Annotated in this window: 19 protein-coding genes and 1 pseudogene; 6 read left to right on the forward strand and 14 right to left on the reverse strand. The window is 59.4% G+C overall.

Going from position 1 to position 22,372, the window contains the following annotated elements:
• Nucleotides 1–21: 21 nt before the first annotated feature.
• The 10 genes and pseudogenes from K5I40_RS06375 to sad all read right to left on the reverse strand — a co-directional run bounded on the left by K5I40_RS06375 (nucleotide 22) and on the right by sad (nucleotide 12,555).
• Complete coding sequence (locus tag K5I40_RS06375; protein WP_223074104.1) at nucleotides 22–1,017, reverse strand: alpha/beta fold hydrolase; 996 nt, start codon at nucleotides 1,015–1,017, stop codon at nucleotides 22–24.
• Between the two features lie 159 nt (nucleotides 1,018–1,176).
• A complete protein-coding gene (locus K5I40_RS06380; protein WP_039028876.1) occupies nucleotides 1,177–2,091 on the reverse strand; it encodes a bestrophin family protein in 915 nt (304 codons plus the stop codon).
• A gap of 253 nt (nucleotides 2,092–2,344) precedes the next feature.
• Nucleotides 2,345–3,796, reverse strand: coding sequence for a tagaturonate reductase (locus tag K5I40_RS06385; RefSeq protein WP_223074105.1), 1,452 nt, complete (start codon nucleotides 3,794–3,796; stop codon nucleotides 2,345–2,347).
• A gap of 118 nt (nucleotides 3,797–3,914) precedes the next feature.
• Nucleotides 3,915–4,439, reverse strand: a complete 525-nt coding sequence (locus tag K5I40_RS06390; RefSeq protein ID WP_223074106.1) for a GNAT family N-acetyltransferase — start codon at nucleotides 4,437–4,439, stop codon at nucleotides 3,915–3,917.
• Nucleotides 4,440–4,523: 84 nt separating this feature from the next.
• Entirely contained in the window at nucleotides 4,524–5,489 is a 966-nt protein-coding gene (locus K5I40_RS06395) for a sensor domain-containing diguanylate cyclase (RefSeq protein ID WP_223074107.1), read from the reverse strand.
• Nucleotides 5,490–5,544: 55 nt separating this feature from the next.
• Complete coding sequence (locus K5I40_RS06400; protein WP_039028808.1) at nucleotides 5,545–6,537, reverse strand: sensor domain-containing diguanylate cyclase; 993 nt, start codon at nucleotides 6,535–6,537, stop codon at nucleotides 5,545–5,547.
• 181 nt (nucleotides 6,538–6,718) lie between these two features.
• A pseudogene (locus K5I40_RS06405) lies at nucleotides 6,719–8,169 on the reverse strand (diguanylate cyclase).
• 158 nt (nucleotides 8,170–8,327) lie between these two features.
• Nucleotides 8,328–9,254, reverse strand: a complete 927-nt coding sequence (gene glsB, locus K5I40_RS06410; RefSeq protein ID WP_223074109.1) for a glutaminase B — start codon at nucleotides 9,252–9,254, stop codon at nucleotides 8,328–8,330.
• A gap of 63 nt (nucleotides 9,255–9,317) precedes the next feature.
• The gene (locus K5I40_RS06415; RefSeq protein ID WP_223074110.1) at nucleotides 9,318–10,895 is read right to left on the reverse strand and encodes a methyl-accepting chemotaxis protein; all 1,578 of its coding nucleotides are present in this window, start codon (nucleotides 10,893–10,895) and stop codon (nucleotides 9,318–9,320) included.
• Between the two features lie 277 nt (nucleotides 10,896–11,172).
• Nucleotides 11,173–12,555: a succinate-semialdehyde dehydrogenase gene (gene sad / locus K5I40_RS06420; protein WP_223074111.1), complete on the reverse strand. Its 1,383-nt coding sequence runs from the start codon at nucleotides 12,553–12,555 to the stop codon at nucleotides 11,173–11,175.
• A gap of 99 nt (nucleotides 12,556–12,654) precedes the next feature.
• Here sad and K5I40_RS06425 point away from each other — a divergent pair, with 99 nt between their 5' ends.
• Complete coding sequence (locus K5I40_RS06425) at nucleotides 12,655–13,533, forward strand: putrescine utilization regulator PtrR (RefSeq protein ID WP_039028813.1); 879 nt, start codon at nucleotides 12,655–12,657, stop codon at nucleotides 13,531–13,533.
• On the opposite strand, the gene K5I40_RS06430 is transcribed toward K5I40_RS06425, so the two are convergent.
• The 4 genes from K5I40_RS06430 to K5I40_RS06445 all read right to left on the reverse strand — a co-directional run bounded on the left by K5I40_RS06430 (nucleotide 13,487) and on the right by K5I40_RS06445 (nucleotide 17,027).
• Complete coding sequence (locus tag K5I40_RS06430; RefSeq protein ID WP_039028814.1) at nucleotides 13,487–13,969, reverse strand: GNAT family N-acetyltransferase; 483 nt, start codon at nucleotides 13,967–13,969, stop codon at nucleotides 13,487–13,489. The two genes, K5I40_RS06425 and K5I40_RS06430, sit on opposite strands and share 47 nt — an antisense overlap.
• A 95-nt stretch (nucleotides 13,970–14,064) precedes the next feature.
• Nucleotides 14,065–14,826, reverse strand: coding sequence for a DeoR/GlpR family DNA-binding transcription regulator (locus tag K5I40_RS06435; protein WP_139565045.1), 762 nt, complete (start codon nucleotides 14,824–14,826; stop codon nucleotides 14,065–14,067).
• A 1-nt stretch (nucleotide 14,827) separates the two neighbouring features.
• Nucleotides 14,828–15,814, reverse strand: coding sequence for a D-threonate 4-phosphate dehydrogenase (locus tag K5I40_RS06440; protein ID WP_223074112.1), 987 nt, complete (start codon nucleotides 15,812–15,814; stop codon nucleotides 14,828–14,830).
• Nucleotides 15,807–17,027, reverse strand: coding sequence for a D-threonate kinase (locus K5I40_RS06445; RefSeq protein WP_223074113.1), 1,221 nt, complete (start codon nucleotides 17,025–17,027; stop codon nucleotides 15,807–15,809). The genes K5I40_RS06440 and K5I40_RS06445 overlap by 8 nt, the downstream gene beginning before the upstream one ends.
• 169 nt (nucleotides 17,028–17,196) lie before the next feature.
• Between K5I40_RS06445 and K5I40_RS06450 the strand changes: the two genes are divergently transcribed.
• The 5 genes from K5I40_RS06450 to K5I40_RS06470 all read left to right on the forward strand — a co-directional run bounded on the left by K5I40_RS06450 (nucleotide 17,197) and on the right by K5I40_RS06470 (nucleotide 22,372).
• Entirely contained in the window at nucleotides 17,197–18,342 is a 1,146-nt protein-coding gene (locus tag K5I40_RS06450) for an iron-containing alcohol dehydrogenase (RefSeq protein ID WP_223074114.1), read from the forward strand.
• Nucleotides 18,343–18,359: 17 nt separating this feature from the next.
• Nucleotides 18,360–19,244: a dihydrodipicolinate synthase family protein gene (locus tag K5I40_RS06455; RefSeq protein WP_138368908.1), complete on the forward strand. Its 885-nt coding sequence runs from the start codon at nucleotides 18,360–18,362 to the stop codon at nucleotides 19,242–19,244.
• A 77-nt stretch (nucleotides 19,245–19,321) separates the two neighbouring features.
• Entirely contained in the window at nucleotides 19,322–20,734 is a 1,413-nt protein-coding gene (locus tag K5I40_RS06460) for a sodium:solute symporter family protein (RefSeq protein ID WP_039028819.1), read from the forward strand.
• Between the two features lies 1 nt (nucleotide 20,735).
• Nucleotides 20,736–21,905: an exo-alpha-sialidase gene (locus tag K5I40_RS06465; RefSeq protein ID WP_223074115.1), complete on the forward strand. Its 1,170-nt coding sequence runs from the start codon at nucleotides 20,736–20,738 to the stop codon at nucleotides 21,903–21,905.
• Nucleotides 21,902–22,372 (forward strand): YhcH/YjgK/YiaL family protein, encoded by a 471-nt coding sequence (locus tag K5I40_RS06470; RefSeq protein ID WP_223074116.1) that lies wholly within the window; start codon nucleotides 21,902–21,904, stop codon nucleotides 22,370–22,372. Before K5I40_RS06465 ends, K5I40_RS06470 begins: the two co-directional genes overlap by 4 nt.

The following is a 22,372-nucleotide window of genomic DNA, read 5'->3' on the forward strand; positions in this document are numbered from 1 at the left end:
GCAAAAAATAGCATAGCTGGCTTACAACTTATCCGCATCCACCACCGCCTTGACGAAATCCTGCGGATCTTCCTGGGCCGGATTGTGGCCAATATTGCCGGTAAAGGTGCGATGCTGATACTTGCCGGTGAATTTTGCGGCGTACGCAGCAGGTTCCGGATGCGGCGCGCCGTTATTGTCGCCTTCAATGGTGATGGTCGGCACGCTGATGGTTGGCGCGGCCGCCAGCTTCTGCTCGTAGCTGTCGTAACGGCTTTCACCACGTTCCAGCCCCAGCCGCCAGCGATAGTTGCTGATGGTCACCGCCACGTGATCCGGGTTATCCAGCGCTCTGGCGCTGACGTTGAAGGTTGCATCGCTGAATTTCCACCCCGGTGAGGCCAGAGTCCAGATCAGTTTCGCAAAGTCGTGGGTGTTGGCCGCATACCCTTTCTCACCGCGCTCGGTGGCGAAATAGAACTGATACCACCACTGCAGTTCCGCCTTCGGCGGCAGCGGTTTTGCCCCGGCCTGCTGATTGCCAATCAGATACCCGCTCACCGAAACCAGCGATTTCACGCGTTCCGGCCACAGCGCCGCCACGATATCCGCCGTTCTTGCGCCCCAGTCGTAACCGGCAAACACCGCACGTTTGATGTTCAGGGCATCCATCAGGTTAACGACATCTTTTGCCATTGCCGCCGGTTGTCCGTTACGTGGCGTGGTGGACGACAGGAAACGGGTGGTGCCGAAGCCGCGGTTGTACGGAACAATCACTCTGTAGCCTTTTGCCGCCAGCGCGGGAGCAACCTGAGCGTAGCTCTGAATATCGTACGGCCAGCCGTGGAGCAGGATCACCGGTTCGCCGTTTTTCGGTCCGATATCGACATAGCCAATATTGAGATCGCCCGCATCAATCTGGCGGATTTGTTTAAATGCGGCGCTGAAGTCGGTGCCTGCCGCCTCGGCCTGACAGGCCGAAACGGTCGCGAATGAAAGAGTCACTGCCAGGGTTGTGTAAGCCAGTTTGTTCATCATGGTGGTCTCTCCGGGTTTTGTATTTGACCCGTTAATTTCACCACCCTGATGTATGGGGAATATGTGCAAACCAGCCCTTTTTGCAAGGCGCTGTATCCTGATGGCGTTCAGATACACTGCGATACAAACACCCGGCAGGCGAGCGGTTAACTCATGATGTTATGTCAGCTGATAATACTTGTCCGGCAGTTTGCGGGTCGGAATGTCCTGCTCATCGTTCATCTGCAGCAGGTCGATCTCCATCGCATTACAGATAGCATCCAGCGGCAGATCGTTATTCTCGGTGCCGAACGGCTCCTCGAGCTCTTCCGCCAGGGTATCGAGCGAGATAAAGGTGTAGGAGATCAGGACCGAGACGAACGGCGTCATGTAGTGCAGGTCGCTGACCAGCGCGAACGGCAGCATGATGCAGAACAGATAGACCGTGCGGTGGAGTATCAGCGTGTAGGCAAACGGCACCGGGGTGTTGGCGATGCGCTCGCAGCCGGCCAGCACGGTGGACATATCATTGAGACGAATGTTCAGGCTGTGGAACAGAATATCCGACAGCTCACCGCTGCGGCGTCTTACCGCCAGCCATTCGCCCATAATCAGCAGAATGCGGTTCGCGGGCGAGCTGGAATCCATTGCCACGCGCAGGTTTTCAGGCGACAGGTACGTTGAAAGCTGCTCGGCCTGCGGCTGTTTGCGCAGGGTCATGCGCAGGCAGTGGGCGAAAGCGATCTGCAGACGAACAAACTCCCCTAACGCCGGGTCGTCCGGTAGCGTGTTTTTCACTTCCCGGAACAGGGAGCGCGAGGCAATCATCAACTGCCCCCACAGCTGCCGCGCTTCAACATAGCGGGCGTAACAGGCGTTATTGCGAAAACCGAGGAAGATGGCGATGGCAACCCCAAGAATGCTGAACGGTGCAACCGTCAGCCTGATGCCCAGCGAGGTGTACCAGGGCAACATCAGGATCACCACGATGGAGAGCAAGAAGTTGAGGAACAAACGGGAGAAGATTTTGGTCAGCACGGAACCGTGCCAGACAAAAATAAGGCGCAACCAGTGCTGTTGGGGTCGAACGATCATAGTCAGCTTCATCGGAAAAAAAGAGCGTGACTATTAAACGTGATCGGGGTCACGGTTGCAAGAGTGTTAAAAAATGATGACATTTTGTGAGGCCAGAGACAGGCCGCACGGAGTTGAAGTGTGGGATATGGCAAGTGAGTTACAGTATGTTGTAACTATAAAGGGTAAAAAGCCAGGACTGGTGCGGTTGTTCCCCTCACCCTAACCCTCTCCCCAAAGGGGAGAGGGAATCGTAGGTGCAGAAATCAGGCTCTTAGCACAGCGGTTTTACGGCGGCACGCATGCCCTGCAGCAGAATGGCATCCAGATCGCGGGCAACCTGGTCTACCAGCCCGTTCACCTGGGTCAGGTCCTGCTCCCAGTGCTCGCTGACGCTCAGCACCGCCGTCACCAGCTCCGTGGTATCGATCTGCTGGTCGTGATGCCGGGTCCACAGCTGCTGGAAACGGGTTAACCAGTGCGCGTCGTCCTGCACCGGGTAGCTCTCGCCGTTACGTTCCGCGCGGTAGAAGCCAATGAGCGCCGCCAGGGCAAAGGTCAGACGCGCCGGGAGTTTACCGGTGGCCTGCTGCCCTGCCAGAAGCTGCGGCAGGATACGGGTGCGGTACTTGGTCATGCCGTTGAGGGCAATCGACAGCAGCTGATGCTTGATATACGGATTGCGGAAGCGGCCCGTTACCGCGCTGGCAAACGAGGCCAGCTCATCGCGCGGCAGATCCAGCACCGGGATGATCTCTTCGTGAATCGCTTTTTCGACAAAGGCGCAGATCTCCGTGTCGTTCATCGCCTCACCCACGGTATCCAGTCCGGCCTGGAACGCCACCGGCACCAGCGCGGTATGCGCCCCGTTGAGGATCGCCACTTTACGCTCTTTGTACGGTTTGATGTCATCCACAATCAGCACGTTCAGCGCCAGCTTGTCGAGACGCAATTCCTGCGCCAGCGATTTTGGCCCCTGGATCACAAACAGATAGAAATGCTCGGCGGTATCGAGGAAGGCATCGTGATAGCCAAGGGAGGCTTCAAGCTCCGCCACTTCGTCGCGCGGATAACCGGTGACGATACGGTCAACCAGGGTGGAGCAGAAGGTGTTGGCGTCGTTCAGCCACTGGGTAAAGGCCGCAGGAAGCGCCCACTCCTGGGCATAGCGCAGCACCAGTTCACGCAGGGCGTCACCGTTATAGTCAATGAGTTCGCACGGCACGATCACCCAGCCTTTATCGGTAGCACCGTTGAAATGGCTGAAACGTTCGAACAGCAGGCGGGTCAGTTTCGCCGGATAGCTGACCGCTGGCGCATCCTCAAACTTATCCCCGGCGTGATAACTAATCCCCGCTTCCGTGGTGTTCGAGAAGACAAAGCGCATTTCCGGGTTGTGCGCCAGCTTCAGGAACTCATCGTACTGGTCGTAGACGCTGATTTCACGGTTAACGGAGCGGATCAGGCGCGCGTCGCTGACCGCTTCGCCCTGCTCATTCAGGCCACGAATGATGGTGGTATAGAGGCCGTCCTGGGTGCTCAGTGAAGGCGGGAAGTCGCTCTTGATTGGGCGGACAATCGCAATACCGGCGTTCAGATCGGTATGCTCGTTGAGCAGGTCGATTTGCCAGTCAATAAACGCGCGCAGGAAGTTGCCCTCACCAAACTGGATGATACGTTCAGGATAGAGAGCACCGGGGAAATCACGACGGTTCAGTGTGTTCACAATGGGGGTCCTTGTAATGATTAGTCATACAGCCTGATAAGATTGGTACGATAACTTATCAAACTTAACGACCATGAAACCCCGTTTTGATCAAACCTCGTGTGAATTGTGACAGGATCTATAAGAACTTGTAGAACACTGAGGTCGCCGTCATCTCGCCATCCGGCATCAGGGCGTAGCGCGGGATCTCGCCCACTTTCTGCCAGCCTGCCCGCTGATAGAAGGTCTCCGCCCCGCTGCCGGTGGCGGTGTCTAGTACCAGCACGGTTTTGCCCTGCTCGCGAGCGACGACTTCCAGGGCCTGCATCAGGCGGCCTGCATCACCGCAGCGGCGCGCATTCTGGTGAACCAGCAGTTTGGCGACGTCCGCCCGGTGCGGCTGGTTTTCAGGTTGATCGACGATCAGCTGTACGGTGCCGGTCAGCTCGCCCTCGGCGTTGGTCGACACCAGGACGGTGCGTTCTCCGCGCCCGACGCTGTCAGCCACGCCTTGCCAGAACGCGCTGGCCTTCTCATGGCTGTAAGGCAGCATAAAACTCACCGAGGCCCCGCCGGTCACGCAGCTGTGAAGGATGTCGGCTAACTGAGGGAGATGCGCGAGAATCTCCTCGCGCGAAAAAATCTGGACTGCAGGTGATGACATCGTTTTTCTCCTTTTAATCAACGGCATCACCATGCGCGTTACAATTTTGCAACACAAGCACAATTAACAGAGGATTTTCTTATCTCAACAGCCGGTACCGCGCTGCTGTTTCATGGAGTACATCATCTGGTCGGCGGTTTTCAGCCAGCTCGCCAGATCGTCGCGGTCATGGTTGAATTCGCTCACTCCCCATGAAAACGACAGCGCCCAGGGATATTCGGCATGCTCGTTCCAGCTCGCCGCCTGTTCGGTGAGAAACTGCATCGCGATCCACGCCCCCTTCTCGTCGCTGTTGGCGAAGAGGATGGCAAACTCATCCCCGCCGTAGCGCGCCAGCACGTCGGCTTCACGGAAGGTGGATTTCAGCAGACCGGCCACCGCCTTCAGGGCGTGGTCACCATCGGCCCGGCCATAGCGCGCGTTGATCTGCTTAAAGCGATCGAGATCAAGCCAGGCCAGGGTCAGGGGCTCTGCCCGACGGCGGGCGGCGCGAATGGCATAGGTCGCCAGATGATGAAAGCCACGGCGGTTATAGAGCCCGGTCAGGTCGTCAGTGATCCTTGCGCAGGTTGCGGCGAACTCCACCTCCACCAGCGCGGCCAGGTCTGCGAGCGCCTCGATGTCGGCGGGCGAAAATATGCGTGGCTGATGATCGATAATGCACAGCGAGCCCACCGTGGCGCCACCGGGCAGATGCAGCGGACAGCCTGCGTAAAACCGGATCGGGTTGTCGTCGGTGACCAGCGGGTTATCGGCAAAACGGGGATCGTCCAGGGTATCCTGCACTACCAGCGGGGTTTTACTGAGGACGGTGTGGCCACAAAAAGAGAGATTTCTCGGCAGGTTGGTGCTGTCACCACCGTCTGCGAATTTAACAACCACGACATGCTCGTCCACCAGGTTTATCATCGCCACCGGGACGCTGAACAGACGTTTAGCCAGCCGGGTGATCCGGTCGTATACCGGGTGTTTTTCAGGTTCGAGCAGTCCGGATTCGCGCAAAGCGCTGAGGCGCTCTGCTTCATTGTTGGCGAGTGTTGGTGATTTCATACGGGCTCCGTCCGGACGTCAGGCTTTTTAAAAGCTTAGCGCATCCTGAGGCCGGTTAGTGGGCAAATATGCGGTTTTTCCCGTCGCGTTTCGCCTGATAGAGCGCGGCGTCGGCAGCCTGTAACCAGTCCGTAACATTTCCCATCTCCCGGGTGGCGCAGGCAATGCCGATACTCATGGTGCACTGAACCGCCTCTTCGGCGACATCTTCTATTACCGCCGCCGCATCCATAATCCGCGTGGCGACCATTCGTGCTTCGTCGAGGGTGGTGTCGGGAAGCAGGATCACAAACTCATCCCCGCCCAGACGCGCCGGGGTATCGCTCTGGCGGGTGGCGATGTGCAGTATCTGTGACACTGTCACTAATAGCATATCCCCCACCTTATGGCCGAAGCGGTCGTTGACCTCTTTAAAGTTGTCGATATCGATAAACATCAGCGCCGAATCGCGACAGGTTTGCTGCAGTTTATGCAGCTCATGATCGATGCGTTTCTCCAGCAGACGCCGGTTGGCAATGTCGAGGAGCGGATCCATCATCGCAATACGCTCCAGCTCGCGGGATTTAAAGCGCAGCCGCACGGCGATGCTGTTAGTGAGCACGCTCAGCGCCACGGTATAGATCCCAATCAGCGGCAGCGTGGCGTACATAGTGCGCTGGGAAACCCACGGCACCAGCGCCATCCCCTGGGTCAGCCAGCTGGCCATAAACACCGCCAGCATCACCGCACCGGCTTTTTTCATCAACGGGAAACCACCCGCCGCCAGCCGGTCGGCAAGTAAGATCGTGGCAATGGTGACAGAGGGCAGCGGGTTGGCCGCCATCATGGCGATCCAGAAGCCGCCTGCCCCGGCGTCAAACACCAGGTTCTGATGTTCGGTACGCAGCGGCGAGGGTGAGCGCCGGGCGCGCCACCAGGCCAGCGTCGGCCAGACAAAAGCGTTGACCGCCAGAAGACCTATAAGCCAGCCTGAACGTTGCTGTTCCAGCAGGACAGAGAGGATAGGTAAAAAGCAGAGAAAGGTTCCAAGCACTCGCATCAGATACATGCGTTTGATAAACCGACTGCCAGGCACGCGAGGGGGTTTACTGAGTCTGTCAGTTCCGTTCATCACACGAATTTTCCGATATAATCACCCCTTTATATTATTGACGATGAAAATGCGTATCAAGGCATTTATCAGTTTTGTAAATATATGGCAGGTGCCGGTCCCATGGGCATGCAAACGTTTACAGCTGTTCCGTAGCCGTTGCGTTTTGTTCGGCAGTTTTTATCTCTGTCATTCGGGCGCTGGTACGATTTCGGCCTGCTTTTTTCGAACGATACAGATAATCATCCGCTTCGGTCATCAGACGATTAAATACGTCCGTCAGCTGCGACGGCTCCGATTTCCCACTGCCCAGACCAATACTGACGGTTAAAAACAGCGACTGACCGCGCCATTCGAACGGATGTTGTTCAACCGTAGTGCGGATACGTTCCGCCAGGGCGTACCCCCGCTCTGCGGAAGCGGAATTGACCACCACCGCAAACTCCTCGCCGCCCATCCGCGCCACCAGCCCTTCGTTGCCCACCGTCTCCTGCACTTTGCGGGCAAAGGCGGCCAGCACGGTATCACCGCACTCGTGACCATAGTTGTCGTTGATACTTTTGAAGTAGTCGATATCCAGCAGCATCACCGTCAGACGCGGGCTACTGCGCTTCCCTTCACTGTTTTTAAGCGCCTCATAGAGCCCGGAGCGGGAGTAGACCTGGGTCAGATAGTCATAATCGGCGCGCAGGGAGACCTGGCGGATCAGCGAGTTGATGGCCGCCATGCTCACCGACACCATGACCGGACAGATGGCCATGGTGGCGATCCCAAGCCTGGCCGAGAACATCATCGGCGTGGTGATCGGCGTCGTCGCCACAATGGTAATAATGGCGTTGCCGACCAGGGTGATCTCCACCGCGCCGGTAACAAAGGTCAGAAGACAGGTGGCCGGCAGCGAATAGCGCACCGCACACCAGATCAGCGCCGGCATCGGAAACGCCAGCGCACCGGCCCCGCCGATCGCCACCGAGGCCACGACGGAGACGATCAGCACGACGACCGGCATCAGGTGATCGGCACGCATAGCCCGGTTGAACCTGGGCCAGGTGATGGTCAGCATGCAGGGCACGATTAACACCCCGGTGGAGAACTGTTCGCTAAACCAGTCGGCGACCAGTGGCCAGAAGTCGCGACTGTCCACCCCGCCCGACACTGCCGCCCCGACCAGAGCACACAGCAGTGCGGCCAGCAGACAATAGTTAAACAGCCTCAGCGCATTCACGGATCCGGAGTGGTATTTTTTAGCCGTTTATCACGCTGGACCAGCAGGGCAACAATAACGATAAACACCATATTCGACAGGTTAATACCCAGCGAGGTAATGCCCCAGTTGGTGGTGATAAGGTCATACAGCAGCATGGCAATATAGGATACTGCATAATAATGCAGCCGGTTCAGGTAAGCGTAACGGGCAAACAGGCCCGCCATCACGCCATTCAGCGGCCAGAACATCGACAGGGATTCCACCAGACGCAGCTGCGCGCCAATAAAATAGAACAGCGTGGTTAATACAAATATACCCGCTGCATTTCGGAACGGGGATTGCGGGTCAAATAATGTGAATGTTCTGGTGTTAGCAGAAGGCATGCAATTTCAATCCGTAGGGTTGCTTTTAACACTGAGTTAGCATCGCGCGGATGAATGTTAAAAGTTTGGCATTAATTTATATCACATTAATGGGATAACGATCATCATCCCTTTAGCTCTGCTTATTAGTTGTGCCGTCAGCATAACGGCACAGCGGCTTAATAGACCGAACGTCCCAGCTGCTGGGTGAGGTGTTCCAGCACCGCCACACCCGCCAGGGAATTCCCCGTTTCGTCCAGCTCCGGGCTCCAGACCGCAATCGCCATCTCATGAGGGACAATCGCCACCACCCCGCCGCCGACGCCCGATTTAGCCGGCAACCCCACCCGCCAGGCGAACTCACCGGCGTTCTGATACATTCCGCTCGTCGCCATCAGGGCATTGACCTGCCGGGCCTGCATCGGCGTCACGACGGGCTCAGACAGATGCGGGGCATAACCCTGGGCAGCCAGAAACAGAAAGGTGTTCGCCAGCTCGACACAGTTCATCTTCAGGGCGCAGTAGTGGAAGTAGTTTTGCAGGACCGTCGGCACGTCGTTATGGAAATTACCGAACGACTTCATCAGCCAGGCGATCGCCGCATTGCGCGCCGAGTGTTCGAATTCGGACCGGGCGACGGCGGCATCGTAGCCGATATCACTCACCCCGGAGAGCTGGCGCACAATCTCCAGCATCCGCTGGCGGGGTGCGCTCAGACGGCTTTGCAGCATGTCGCACACCACCAGCGCCCCGGCGTTGATAAACGGATTACGCGGTTTGCCCTGTTCGATCTCCAGCTGCAGCAGGGAGTTGAACGGTTGCCCGGAGGGATCTTTCCCGACCCGCTGCCAGATCTCGTCCTCGTCATACTGGCGCATGGCCGCCACCAGGCTCAGGACTTTGGAAATCGACTGGATGGAGAAACGCTCGGTGGCATCCCCGGCCTGAAAGTGTTGTCCGCCCACGGTGCTGATGGCAATCCCGAGTTTGTTGCCGTTGACCGAGGCCAGCGCCGGGATGTAATCGGCCACTTTGCCCTTGCCCAACAGAGGACGTACTTGCGCCAGAATGGCGTCCAGCATCTGATTAGTGATGTTCGCAGCCATCGGTTGCTCCTTGCTCACAGGCCAAAAACGGCCTGCGAGTATAACAGAGGCTTATGGATGACGTCAGGCAGGAAGTCGGAACCGCGAGACGGCCTGCAACAGCAGACCGGACTCATCATGCAGCCGCTGGGAGGCTTCGGAGGCGGTATTCACCAGCACATCGGTCTGGCGAGCCACCTGATTCAGCGCCTGCAGCTGATTGGTCATAAGGTGAATGCTGTCGCCCTGGCTGAGGGTGGCAACGGAGATCTCATTCAGCAGGCTGCAGAGATTCCCCACCAGACCAATCACCTGCTGCAGGTTATCCTCCAGCCGGGTGACCGCTTTCGAGCCATCCTCAATGCCCTGCAACGAGTGGTTGATCAGCTCCTGGATAGTCTGGGTCGAATGGCTGCTTTTGCGCGCCAGCAGGCCCACTTCCCGCGCCACCACGGCAAAGCCGCGTCCCTGATTACCGGCATGGGCCGCTTCGATGGCCGCGTTCAGCGCCAGAATGTTGGTCTGGAAGGCCACGTTATCGATGATCGCCACGATGCCGCGCATCTCCGAGGAGCGCTCGACGATTGCCGCCATTGAGGCATTAACCGTCTCCATCATCCGGTCGCCGCCTGCCGCCATCTCCCGGGCCTCGTCCGCCCGCGAGCTGGCCAGCCTGGCATAGCCGCTGTTCCCCTCGACGTGCGTTTCCAGCGCGGCAATATGCGCCGTCACCTCTTTCAGCTCCTGCGCCTGACGCGCAGACTGGTGATACAGATCCTGATTCCCCTGCGCCAGCGAGCCGATGTTGCTCACCATTGAGGTGGTGGCCTCGCTGACCTGGGTCACCAGCTGCTGCAGCCCCTGCTGCAGGGTATCCACGCTGTCGCCAAGCTGCGCAATCTCGCGGTTAAAACGTTTAACAGTGGGTGCAGGCGCAGAGAGATCCCCCGCCGCCAGCAGATTGATATGGGCGATCAGCCGACGCAGCGGGACGATCACCCAGCGGGACATCGCAAACCACACCGCCACTGCGATAGCCAGCAGCACCACCGGAGCCAGTAAAAACAGCGATTGCAGCTTCGAAAGACTGGCGGTTAGCAACTGCCGCCCCTCGGTTGCGCGCTGGGCGCTGGCCTGCTGATAGCGGGCATAGTTGTCATTAAAATCCGCCTGAAACGCCTGGGCGGGCACGGCAAAAAAGGCATCAATCGACTGGCCGTTCACCAGCCCGTCAGCCTGTTCGCGAATGGCATCGAAAAACAGCTGGTAGCTGTTGAGCAGCGCCTCATCCCGCGGCGGGCTCATCGCCTGCCACGCCTGCCATGCCTGCTGTGAATCGCGTAACGCCTGTTGCGCCTCGTCCATCAGGCTGTGCCAGCTTCCGTCCGAACCGGTCTCTTTATCCTGCATAAAGTAAACCCCCGCCCGGTTAAGCAGATCGCTTGCCGCCAGCAGGGAGATGCGCGCCTGATCGACCTTCGCCTGTTGCAGATAAGCCATCTGGTTACGCTGTTCATTGCGCTGGGCATCGCGCAGCGAGACGGAAAGTAAGACCGATGAAGAGATTTGCAGCGCGGAAAAGAGCCCGATGATGCAGAAGATCCCCGCCAGCAAACCAAACTGCCGGGGAGTAATGCGACGAAAAATTTGCATTAAGTTCATAATTTATTCATTAACAATGACTTAGACGTGGGCGAGTCTACGCAGTGAAAATGACAGAACTATTTCAGAATGATGACAGACGCCCGGCGGCGCTACGCTTGCGCGGGCCTACGGGTAACGCTCGCTCCTCTGGCATTGCCCGGCGGCGCTGCGCTTGCGCGGGCCTACGGGTAACGCTCGCTCCTCTGGCATTGCCCGGCGGCGCTGCGCTTGCGCGGGCCTGGTGAACCGTAGGCCGGGTAAGCGCAGCGCCACCCGGCAAAACATCGGCAGAGGATTAAACCCGGTCTTTCCACACCGTCTGCACATTACAGAACTCATGCAAACCAAAGTGCGACAGCTCCCGGCCAAAGCCGCTCTTTTTCACCCCGCCAAACGCCACGCGGGCATCGCTGGCGCTGTAACCGTTGATAAACACCCCGCCGCACTCAAGCTGACGGGCAAAGCAATCCGCGGCCTCCTGGCTTGCGGTAAACACCGTTGCCGACAGGCCAAAATCGCTGTCGTTGGCCAGGGCCAGTGCGTGATCGGCATCGGTTGCTACTGTGATGGCCGCTACCGGACCGAACATCTCCTGACGAAACGCGGTCATGTTCGGGGTAACGTTGCCCAGCACGGTCGGCGCATAGTAGTTCCCTGCCCCGGCCACCTTCTCGCCGCCCAGCAGCAGGGTCGCGCCTTCGGCAAGCGTCGCCTGCACCTGCTGATGCAACTCGTCGCGCAGATCGAAACGCGCCATCGGCCCGAGGTAGTTCTCCTCGTTATCGGGTGCGCCCATCTTCAGCGCCGCAGTGGCGGCGACAAACCGACGGGTAAACTCATCGGCAATTCCCGCTTCGACGATAAAGCGCTTGGCCGCGGCACACACCTGCCCGGTGTTCTGATAGCGCCCTGTCACCGCTGCTTTCACCGCCAGATCCAGATCGGCATCGTTAAGGACAATAAAGGGATCGGAACCGCCCAGCTCAAGGACGCATTTTTTCAGCGCGGCCCCGGCCTGAGCACCAATCGCCGCCCCGGCGCGCAGGCTGCCGGTCACGGTGACGGCCGCAATGCGCGGATCGGCAATCATCTGGCTTACCCCGTCGTTGGTGGCATTTAGCTGACCAAACACCCCCTGCGGGAATCCGGCATCGGTAAAAATAGCTTCAATCAGGTTAGCGGCACCCAGTACGTTCGGGGCGTGCTTCAGCAGATAGCTGTTGCCCGCCAGGATAATCGGCACCGCGCCGCGCAGCACCTGCCACAGCGGGAAGTTCCACGGCATCACCGCCAGCACCGGGCCCAGCGGGCGATATTCAATCACCGCGTCAGCCACCTGGGTTGCCTCGGTGCTCAGCATCGCCGGGCCATGTTCGGCATACCAGTCGCAAAGACCGGCGGATTTCGCCACCTCCCCGCGCGCCTGGGCGATGGGTTTGCCCATCTCACGGGTGATCATCTGCGCCATCTCTTCGCCACGGTTGCGCAGGGCTGCACCGAGATCGCGTAATTTTTGCGCACGCGCCTCTACAGGCACGCTGCGCCACTGGCGAAACGCGGTATCGCTTTGGGCAAGCGCATGTTCAACGTCGGTCACGGTGGCCCACGGCCATGAGGCCAGGGTTTCGCCGTTAGTCGGATTAATGGACAGGGCATGGGTCGCAGATGAAGTCGTCATGATGTGCTCCGTGTATTAAGTGTTGATTTAGTGTGGCGCACTCTGCTATTTCTTAAAAATGAATAATAATAACCACCTTATTCACGAAACGAGAACGATATGGATCTGACCCAGCTGGAGATGTTTAACGCCGTCGCCCAGACCGGCAGCATTACCCAGGCCGCGCAGAAGGTGCATCGCGTGCCCTCAAATCTGACCACCCGCATCAAGCAGCTGGAGGCAGATCTTGGCGTCGAGCTGTTCATCCGCGAGAACCAGCGGCTGCGCCTCTCCCCGGCGGGACATAACTTTTTACGCTACAGTCGGCAGATCCTCGCCCTGGTGGATGAGGCGCGAATGGTGGTGGCGGGCGATGAACCTCAGGGGCTGTTCACCCTCGGCTCGCTGGAGAGCACCGCAGCCGTGCGCATCCCGGCCTCGCTGGCGCAGTTTAACCAGCGCTATCCGCGCATTCAGTTTGCGCTGGCGACCGGTCCGTCGGGGACGATGATTGATGGCGTGCTGGAAGGCACCCTGAGCGCGGCGTTTGTCGATGGGCCCCTGTCCCACCCCGAACTTGAAGGCATGCCGGTCTACCGGGAGGAGATGATGCTGGTGGTACCGGCTGGCGATCCTGAGGTTAAACGGGCCACCGAAATCAGCGGGCGCGACATCTATGCCTTTCGCGCGAACTGTTCCTATCGCCGTCACTTTGAAAGCTGGTTTCATGCGGATCGCGCCACGCCGGGACGCATCCATGAGATGGAGTCCTATCACGGCATGCTGGCGTGTGTGATTGCCGGAGCGGGCATCGCGCTGATGCCGCGCTCAATGCTGGAAAGTATGCCTGGTCATCAGCAGGTAGAGGCATGGCCGCTGGCGGAAAACTGGCGCTGGCTCACCACCTGGCTGGTGTGGCGCCGGGGCGCAATGACCCGGCAGCTGGAGGCGTTTATAGCACTGCTAAACGAAGGTCAGCCACCAGCAACTTCTCCATAAACAGGCTCAGCGGGTCGGGTTGATACGGCGCAAACGCCGCGCACTGCTGGTAGCCGCTGCGTTCATACAGAGAGATGGCCGACAGCTGCTTGATCCCGGTCTCCAGTCGCAGAGTATGACACCCGCGGCTCTGGGCTTCATCTTCCAGCGCCGCCAGCAGCTTTTCCCCCAGCCGCTGCCCGCGATGGGTCGGATCAATATAGACCCGCTTCATCTCCCCGCTGCCGTCGCCGTTCAGCACGATTGCCCCGCAGCCGACGGCGTTAAGCTGGCGATCGCGGATCACCATCATAATCAGTGCATGCTCAGGAAGCTGGGTCAGATCCAGCAGATGGTTGCTCTCTGCCGGATAAAGCGTGCTCTGATACTGGTCCAGAGCAGCAATCAGGGTGGTGATGTCCGGATGGGCGGGTGATTCAGAGGTGATGGAATACATGGCAGGCTCCTTTTGTCGTTTTTCTCCACCTTAACGCTGGCGGACAAACGGAGCGGCATATTTTTAACTTATAACTGCGTCTGACCATTGCGCCCTCAGGGCGCTAAGGTCAAGGTCGCATCCAGCTGGCTTAAGGTCTGCTGCACGCCCTCGTCCAGACGTTTATCGGTGACGATATCCGTCAGGGAGTTGAGGTGCACCACGTTAAACAGCGACCAGGCGCCATATTTTGAGCTGTCGGCCAGCAGGACGCGGCGTCGGGCGTTGGCAATCAGATCGCGCTTCAGGGCCGCCTTCTCTTCCGTCGGGGCGGTGATGCCGCGCTCCAGATCCCAGCCGTTACAGCTGACAAAGGCGATATCCGGCCAGATATTTTGCAGCATACGGCGGCCATGCTCGCCGATGCAGGACTGGCTGGTATCGTCGATGCGCCCGCCAATAATAGTCACTTCAATCTGCTTAAACTCCGATAAAAACAGGGCGATATGCAGATCGCTGGTGATCACGCGCAGCGGAAGATGGGTCAGCTGACGCGCGAGTTCAATCATCGTGGTGCCCGCATCGAGCACCACCGCGTCGCCGGCTTTGACAAAACTGGCCGCCGCGCAGGCGATGTCGTGTTTCTCCGCCAGGCTGCGGTGCATCTTTTCACTGGTGGTGGGCTGCGAAGGGATGAACCGGTTCAGGGTGACGCCGCCGTGGGTACGGCTGATAACCCCCTCCTGATCGAGCTTAATCAGATCGCGGCGAATGGTCGCGGGCGAGGCATCCGTTGCCGCCACCAGCTGATCCACCGTCACCAGATTGTGCCCTTTCAGGTAGTCCATTATCTGTTCTAACCGGCTATATCCCTTCATATTATTCCCGTGTGATTTGCATCGCTAACTGGATAGAAACCGTCATGCTCTCAGACTTCGCTTTACCTGTCCACGCAATGTCGAACGCGGTACCGTGGTCGGCAGAGGTCCGGATAAACGGCAGCCCGGCGGTGATGTTCACCCCGTCGTAAAAACCGAGTAATTTTAGCGGAATATGCCCCTGATCGTGATACATCGCCACCACCATGTCATACATGCCCTCGTGGCACTGCATAAACACCGTATCAGGCGGGCACGGCCCATACACGTTCAGCCCCTTCGCCTTCATCGCTTCCACCGCCGGACCGACAATCTTGATCTCTTCGTCGCCAAACAGGCCGTTCTCCCCGGCGTGGGGGTTAATCCCGGCCACGGCGATACGCGGATTGTCATAGCCGACGCGTTTGAGGAAGGTATCCGCAATACCAATCACGGTTTTTACCCGATCCTGGTTCAGGGTATCAAGGAATTTGCGCAACGCGATGTGGGTGGTGATGTGAATGACCTTCAGCTGATCCGTATAGAGCACCATCGCGTAATCTTTGCTGTCGGTCAGGTGCGCCAGCAGCTCGGTATGGCCCGGATAGTGATGGCCCGCCAGATGCAGCGCCTCTTTGTTCAGCGGCGCGGTGGCAATGGCTTTCACTTCGCCCGCCATAGCCAGCTCGGTCGCGCGACGCACGCAGCGGTAGGCCAGATCCCCCGCCTGGGCCTGCACCACGCCCGGCTGTAACGCCTCGGGATCGGCCAGGGGTTCATCCAGCACGTTGATGATTGCCGGGCCAAAATGCGCCTCGCTGACGCGGGAGACCACCCGCAGCTCTGCCGGGGCGGTGATGCCCTTCTCCAGCACCCGTTGCAGGGTTCTGGCGCAACCGACCACCACCACCGGCGCGCCGGACAACTCGCCCTCGGTCAGGGATTTGATAATGATTTCCGGGCCGATGCCCGCCGGGTCACCCATCGTTACAGCAATGATATTAGTCACTCATTTTCTCCTCGATAAAATGCAAAACCTCAAGCAGCGTGGTTTCAGTACCAAAACCGCCCGCTTTGGTCATGACTGGCCCCTGCCAGCGACAACCCAAAAATCGACCGAACGGCACGCACTGGGCCACCTGTCCGGTTATGGCAAAACCTTGCGCGTTAAGCGTGCTGGCGACCGCCATGGCTACGTCGCCCCCGGAGACATACAGCGCCGCCGGACGGCTGGTTTCCAAGGCGTTACGCGTCAGCTCCCCGAGAAACGCGCTTATGGTCTCCCCCAGCGCGGCGCGGCTTAACCCGCGCTGCTCGCATAGCGCGTCTATCTGATGACGGGCATGGGTATCGGCGCAGGTATGCACCACGCAGTGCTGGCCTGCCGCCAGCGCCGCCGCGATCTGCTGCTGGTATCCGTCCATCGCCGCGTTAAACACATCATTGATATCTATTAGTACCGTGCTGACATTGTCCTGACCGCGCACGCGCTGGATCTGCTGCTGAGCGATTTCACTCATCGAACCGATGACCGCCAGCAGCTGGCGCGGAGTGGCAAGACGGCGGGCCAGGGCATCGCACAGCCCGGCGGAGCCCACCAGCAGCGGGCGCTCATCCCGGGCAAACGCCGCAGCGATAATCCGATCCAGATCGTCGTCGCTGCGGGCATCCACAATCACTAACCGGGCGTCACTCTCCAGAGCCGCCGCAAGCTGCTCTGGGGTGATCACCACGCTTGTAAGCGCGGTTTGTTCCGCCAGCACTGCCGCGATTTGCGCGTGGCGCACCGGGGTTTTCGGGTCGCTGGCAAATTCGGTGTCGGTCACCGGCACACCCTTCACCAGGCAGACGCCGTTTTCCGTGGTGCGCCCGGCCGCCGGGAACGCCGGGGCGATAATCGCCTGCCGTTTACCGCTGAGCGCAAGTAGCGCCTCAATCTCAGCGCCCGGGTTGCCGCGAAGGGTCGAGTCAATTTTCTTGATAAGCCAGTGAGCGGCGTGAACGTCGGCGGCATACTGCGCCAGTTTTTCAGCGGCCTCTGATGCCTTCATCGCCCGGCTATCGCTATTAATAACCAGCGCATCGGTGTCGTCGGTAAAGGGTGTCTTAAAGGCGACGCTGACCTTTTTGCCGCTCAGCGCCAGGCTCACACCCGCATCGTTGGCACCGGTAAAGTCGTCGGCAATCACCACGATGTCTCTGTTCAGGTTATTCACTTTCATCCCCAGAGGTTTGCATTTCCTGTTAATGATTATATTCAATCATGATTGATTATATGTGAGCAAGATCAAGTTATTCGGTTTACGAATAAATTATAAATTTAGACACACGATGACTGTGATTGGCTGCGTTGAGCGAAATCAATCACAGACGCAGCAACAGGAGAACAAAGTGTTAACCATTAACAGTACGATTATCAGCGGTGCGGGTGCGATCCCGGCCCTTGCTCCACTGCTGGCAGGCAAGACGCGCCTTTTACTGGTCACCGACGGCAATATCGCCCGTCTGGACGCCGCCCGCGCCATCCGCGCCCTGCTGGAAGCCGACAACCGTAGCCTCAGCGTGATTGAGAGCGTGCCGCCGGAGCCAACGCATCACGACGTCCGCGCCCTGCTGGCGGAGATCGACGATACCGCCTTTGATCTGGTGGTGGGCGTGGGCGGCGGCAGCGTACTGGATGTGGCGAAGCTGCTCTCCGTGCTGTGTCATCCGGCATCGCCGGGGCTGGATGCCCTGCTGGCGGGTGAAAAACCGACCGAGCGCCTCGCGTCGCTGCTGATCCCGGCCAGCGCCGGTACCGGCTCCGAAGCCACGCCAAACGCCATCCTCGCCATTCCCGAGCAGAGCACCAAAGTCGGCATTATCTCGCCGGTTCTGCTGCCGGATTACGTGGCGCTGCTGCCGGAACTCACCACCAGCATGCCGCCGCACATTGCCTCTTCTACCGGGATCGACGCCCTGTGCCATCTGATCGAGTGCTATACCGCCACCGTCGCCAACCCGGTGAGCGATAACGCGGCGCTGACAGGACTGCGCAAGCTGGTGAATAACATCGAAACCGCCTGCGCCGAGCCGCACAACCTGATGGCGAAGCTCGAAATGCTGTGGGCCTCTTACTACGGCGGCGTGGCGATTGCCCATGCCGGGACCCATCTGGTGCATGCCCTTTCCTATCCGCTTGGCGGCAAATATCACCTGCCGCACGGCGTGGCGAACGCCATTCTGCTGGCGCCCTGCATGCGCGTGGTGCGCCCGGACGCGGTAGAAAAATTCGCCCGGGTGTGGGATCTGGTGCCAGGTGCCGATACCTCCCTGTCGGCGGAGGAGAAATCCCACGCGCTGGTGGCGTGGTTTGCTGCGCTGATGCGCCGCCTCAATTTACCGGACAACCTCGAGACGCTGGGCGTACCGCGGGAAGATATCGCTTCGCTGAGCGATGCCGCGCTGAACGTAAAACGCCTGATGAACAATGCCCCGCGTCAGGTCAGCCATGCCGAGGTACAGGGCATCTACCAGACCCTGTTCCCCGAAATTTAAACTCGAAGGAGTGAACAATGCGTAACAAGATTGAAGGCGTGCTGACGGCGATCGTCACCCCCTTTACCGATGACGGCGACCTGCATCTGCCGGGGCTGAAGCGTCAGCTCCAGCGGCAGCTGGCGGCGGGAAACGGCATCTTCTGCGGCGGCACCAACGGTGAGTTTTTCGTCCTCACCGAAGAGGAAAAAGTGGCCGTCACCCGCACCTGCGTGGAAGAGGTCGCCGGGCGTGCACCGGTGGTGGCGCATATCGGGGAGATCTCCACCCGGGCCACTATCCGTCTCGGTAAGCAGGTTGAAGCCCTGGGCGTGGATGCCGTTTCGGTGATCACCCCGTGGTTTGTGCCCCTGACCCAGGCGGAACTCATCAGCCACTACACCGCGATCGCCGATGCCCTGAGCGTGCCGGTATTCCTCTATAACATCCCGGCGCGTACCGGCAACACCATTGAGCCGCAGACCGCCCGGGTGCTGGCCTCGCATCCGAATATCATCGGCATTAAGGACAGCGCGGGTAGCTACGAGAGCCTGAGCGGGTTCCTGAAAGCCGCCGAGGGTATCGACGGTTTCGACGTGCTGAACGGCCCGGACTCGCTGATCCATCAGGGCTTTGTCGAGGGCTGTTCGGCCTGTATTTCCGGGCTGGCGAACGTCGCCCCGGAGGCAATTAACGCTATCTGGACGCGTTTCCATGCGGGGGATATCGACGGCTCGCGTCAGGCGCAGGAAGGAGTAACTGAACTGCGTACCAGCTTGTATAAAGTGGCCTTCTCCCCGGCGGCGGTGAAAAAAGCGCTGCAGGTGATGGGCGAAGAGGTGGGTGAAAGCCGCTACGCGGTGGCTTTCGATGCGCAACAGACTGAACAGATCCGCCAGATAGTGACGAAGTCACTGCAGTAACCGGCGTTTGATTTCGTCCATAAGAATACCGGGCACCACGGGTGCCCAGGTTTCCTACGCCCTGAAGAGAGGCAAAGATGAACAATTTTACCGCTGAAGATACCCTGATCATCGTAGGCATCGTGATTGTCTACATCCTGTTTACCACCTGGCTGACCTTCCGGTTGCGCAGTAAAAACTCCGGCGATTTTATGGAAGGCTCCCGGGCGATGCCGGCGTTTATCGTCGGGATCCTGCTGATGTCTGAATACATCGGTGCTAAATCCACCATCGGCACCGCCCAGGCGGCGTTCGAAGACGGTTTTGCCGCCTCCTGGTCGGTGATCGGCGCGGCCATCGGCTTCCCGCTGTTTGGCCTGCTGCTGGTGAAACGCATCTATAACACCGGCAAAATCACCATCTCCGGGGCGATTGCCGAGAAGTACGGCACCAGCACCAAAAACATCATCTCGATTATCATGATCTACGCCCTGCTGCTGGTGAACGTCGGCAACTACGTTTCTGGCGCGGCGGCGATCTCCACCGTCCTGAAGGTCAACCTGCCGGTTGCCGCCTTTATCACGGCTATCGTCAGTACCTTCTACTTCGCCTTTGGCGGCATGAAGGGCGTGGCCTGGGTGACGCTGCTGCACAGCGCCCTGAAGTATTTCGGTATCCTGGTGATCATGGGCTTCGCGCTCTCGAAAACCGGCGGCTTTACGCCGATGATCGAGCAGATGCCGTCATACTACTGGACCTGGGACGGCAACATCGGGGCCAGCACCATCTTTGCCTGGCTGATCGGCACCATCGGCTCCATCTTCTGCACCCAGTTTGTGATCCAGGCTATCTCCTCCACCAAAGACGTGAAGTCGGCCAAACGCGCCACCTGGGTCGCCTTCTTCTTCTGCCTGCCGATCGCCCTGGCGATTGCGGTGATTGGCGTTGCCGCCAAGTATCTCCACCCGGAGATCGACAGCCTGTACGCCATGCCTATCTTCCTGCAGGACATGAACCCGTGGGTGGCCGGTCTTGTGACAACGTCACTTGTGGCGTCGATTTTCGTCAGCGTGAGCACCGTGGCGCTGGCCATCGCCTCGCTGGTGGTGAAAGATTTCTACGTGCCGTACCGCAACCCAACCCCGGAGCAGGAGTTTAAAGCCACCCGCTGGATGTCGCTGCTGATTGGCTTCCTGCCGCTGATTTTCGTCCTGCTGGTGCCGGAGGTGCTGAAGCTGTCGTTCTTCACCCGCGCCATTCGTCTGTCGATTACGGTGGTGGCGGTGATTGCCTTCTATGCGCCGTTCTTTAAGAGCACCCGCGGGGCGAACGCTGGTCTGATTGGGGCCTGCGTCGTGACCTCCCTGTGGTATCTGCTCGGCGACCCGTTTGGCATCAACAATATGTATATCGCGCTGATCACCCCGGCGGTGATTATGGTCCTCGACCGTCTGATCCCGAATAAAGCGGATCGCAAAGCGCCTGCCCCTGTTCAACATAATGGAGTCTGATATGTCTGTAACCGTAACCCGTGACGGGATTGTTCGCCCGCAGCCAGAGGATGGCCGCGTGGAAACGGCGATGTTGCCCTCTTCCTGCCCGCAGAACCACGCAGCGAACCTGCTGCCGCTGCCGGATGGCACCCTGATGTGCGTCTGGTTCGGCGGCACCCAGGAAGGGATCGCTGATATTTCGGTGTGGGGGTCGCGCCTGGCCCCCGGCAGCAACCAGTGGAGCGAGGCGGTGAAACTCTCCGACGACGCCAGCCGCTCGGAGCAGAACCCGGTGCTGTTCCTCGCCCCGGACAACGTGCTGTGGCTGCTGTGGACCGCCCAGCTCTCCGGCAACCAGGATACCGCCATCGTGCGCTATCGCCAGTCGCGGGATCTGGGCCAGACCTGGGGCGAGATCGCCACCCTGCTGGATAAGCCCGGCACCTTTATCCGCCAGCCGATTGTGGTGCTGGATAACGGCAACTGGCTGCTGCCGGTCTTTTACTGCCGCACGAAGCCGGGCGAAAAATGGGTGGGCAACGACGACATCAGCGCGGTGAAAATCTCCGAAGACCAGGGCCGGAGCTGGCGCGATGTCGAGGTGCCTGAAAGCCTGGGCTGCGTGCACATGAACATCACCGCCCTTAACAACGGCCACCTGGTGGCGCTGTACCGTAGCCGCTGGGCGGACAATATCTACATCAGCCAGTCGCTCGACAGCGGCGAAAGCTGGTCTGTTCCTGAGCCGACTGAGCTGCCGAACAACAACTCGTCGATTCAGGTCACGACGCTTGCCAGCGGTGAGCTGGCGCTGGTGTTCAACCACATGAGTGCGGCGGGTGCGCTGGAGCGTCGCGCCTCGCTGTACGACGAGATTGACGACGGCGACGGGCGTAAAGAGCCGGAGGTCACCCACGGCCGCGCCGCCTTCTGGGGCGCCCCGCGCGCGCCAATGACCGTGGCGATTTCCGCCGACGGCGGGAAAAGCTGGGCCTGGCAGCGCAACCTCGACGAGGGCGACGGCTACTGCATGACCAACAACTCGCTGGAAAAACTCAACCGCGAGTTCTCCTATCCGAGCATCAAACAGGGTGCCGACGGGTCGCTGCATATCGCCTATACGTACTTCCGTCAGGCGATCAAATACGTGCGCGTCTCGCCGGAATGGGTAAAGGAGTCGCAACGGTGATTATCGGACACCTTAACGCCCTGCCGCTGGCAGGGCTCCCCGCCGCTCTGCGTGAGATACTCGATCGCCCGGACTGCTCTCTGGCGGCGCTGGCCGCCCGGGATGACGGACGCTGGCAGCCGGAAGGCTGTTCATGGTTCTGCCATATCGGCCCGGCGCAGACCCAGCCGCAGGCGCAGCGCCATACGGAATATCACCATCAGTGGGCGGATATTCAGGTGGTGCTGGCGGGTGTGGAAATCATCAACGCCGGCATGCAGTCCCTGGCGCAGGCGGGCGACGAAGAGCGCAAGCCGGATCTTTATATCGCCCCCGGGGCGGTACATCCGGTGAGCATTACCCTGAAGCGCGGGGATTTCGCGGTATTTCTGCCCGGCGAGCCGCATCAGGCGCTGTGTGCGGCTGATGCCCCGATGACCGTGCGCAAGGCGGTATTCAAAGTGCCGCGCGCGCTGCTGGAGGTGTGA

It is taken from the genome of Leclercia sp. LTM14, from assembly GCF_023736175.1.
GTDB classification, from domain to species: Bacteria; Pseudomonadota; Gammaproteobacteria; order Enterobacterales; family Enterobacteriaceae; genus Enterobacter; species Enterobacter barmai.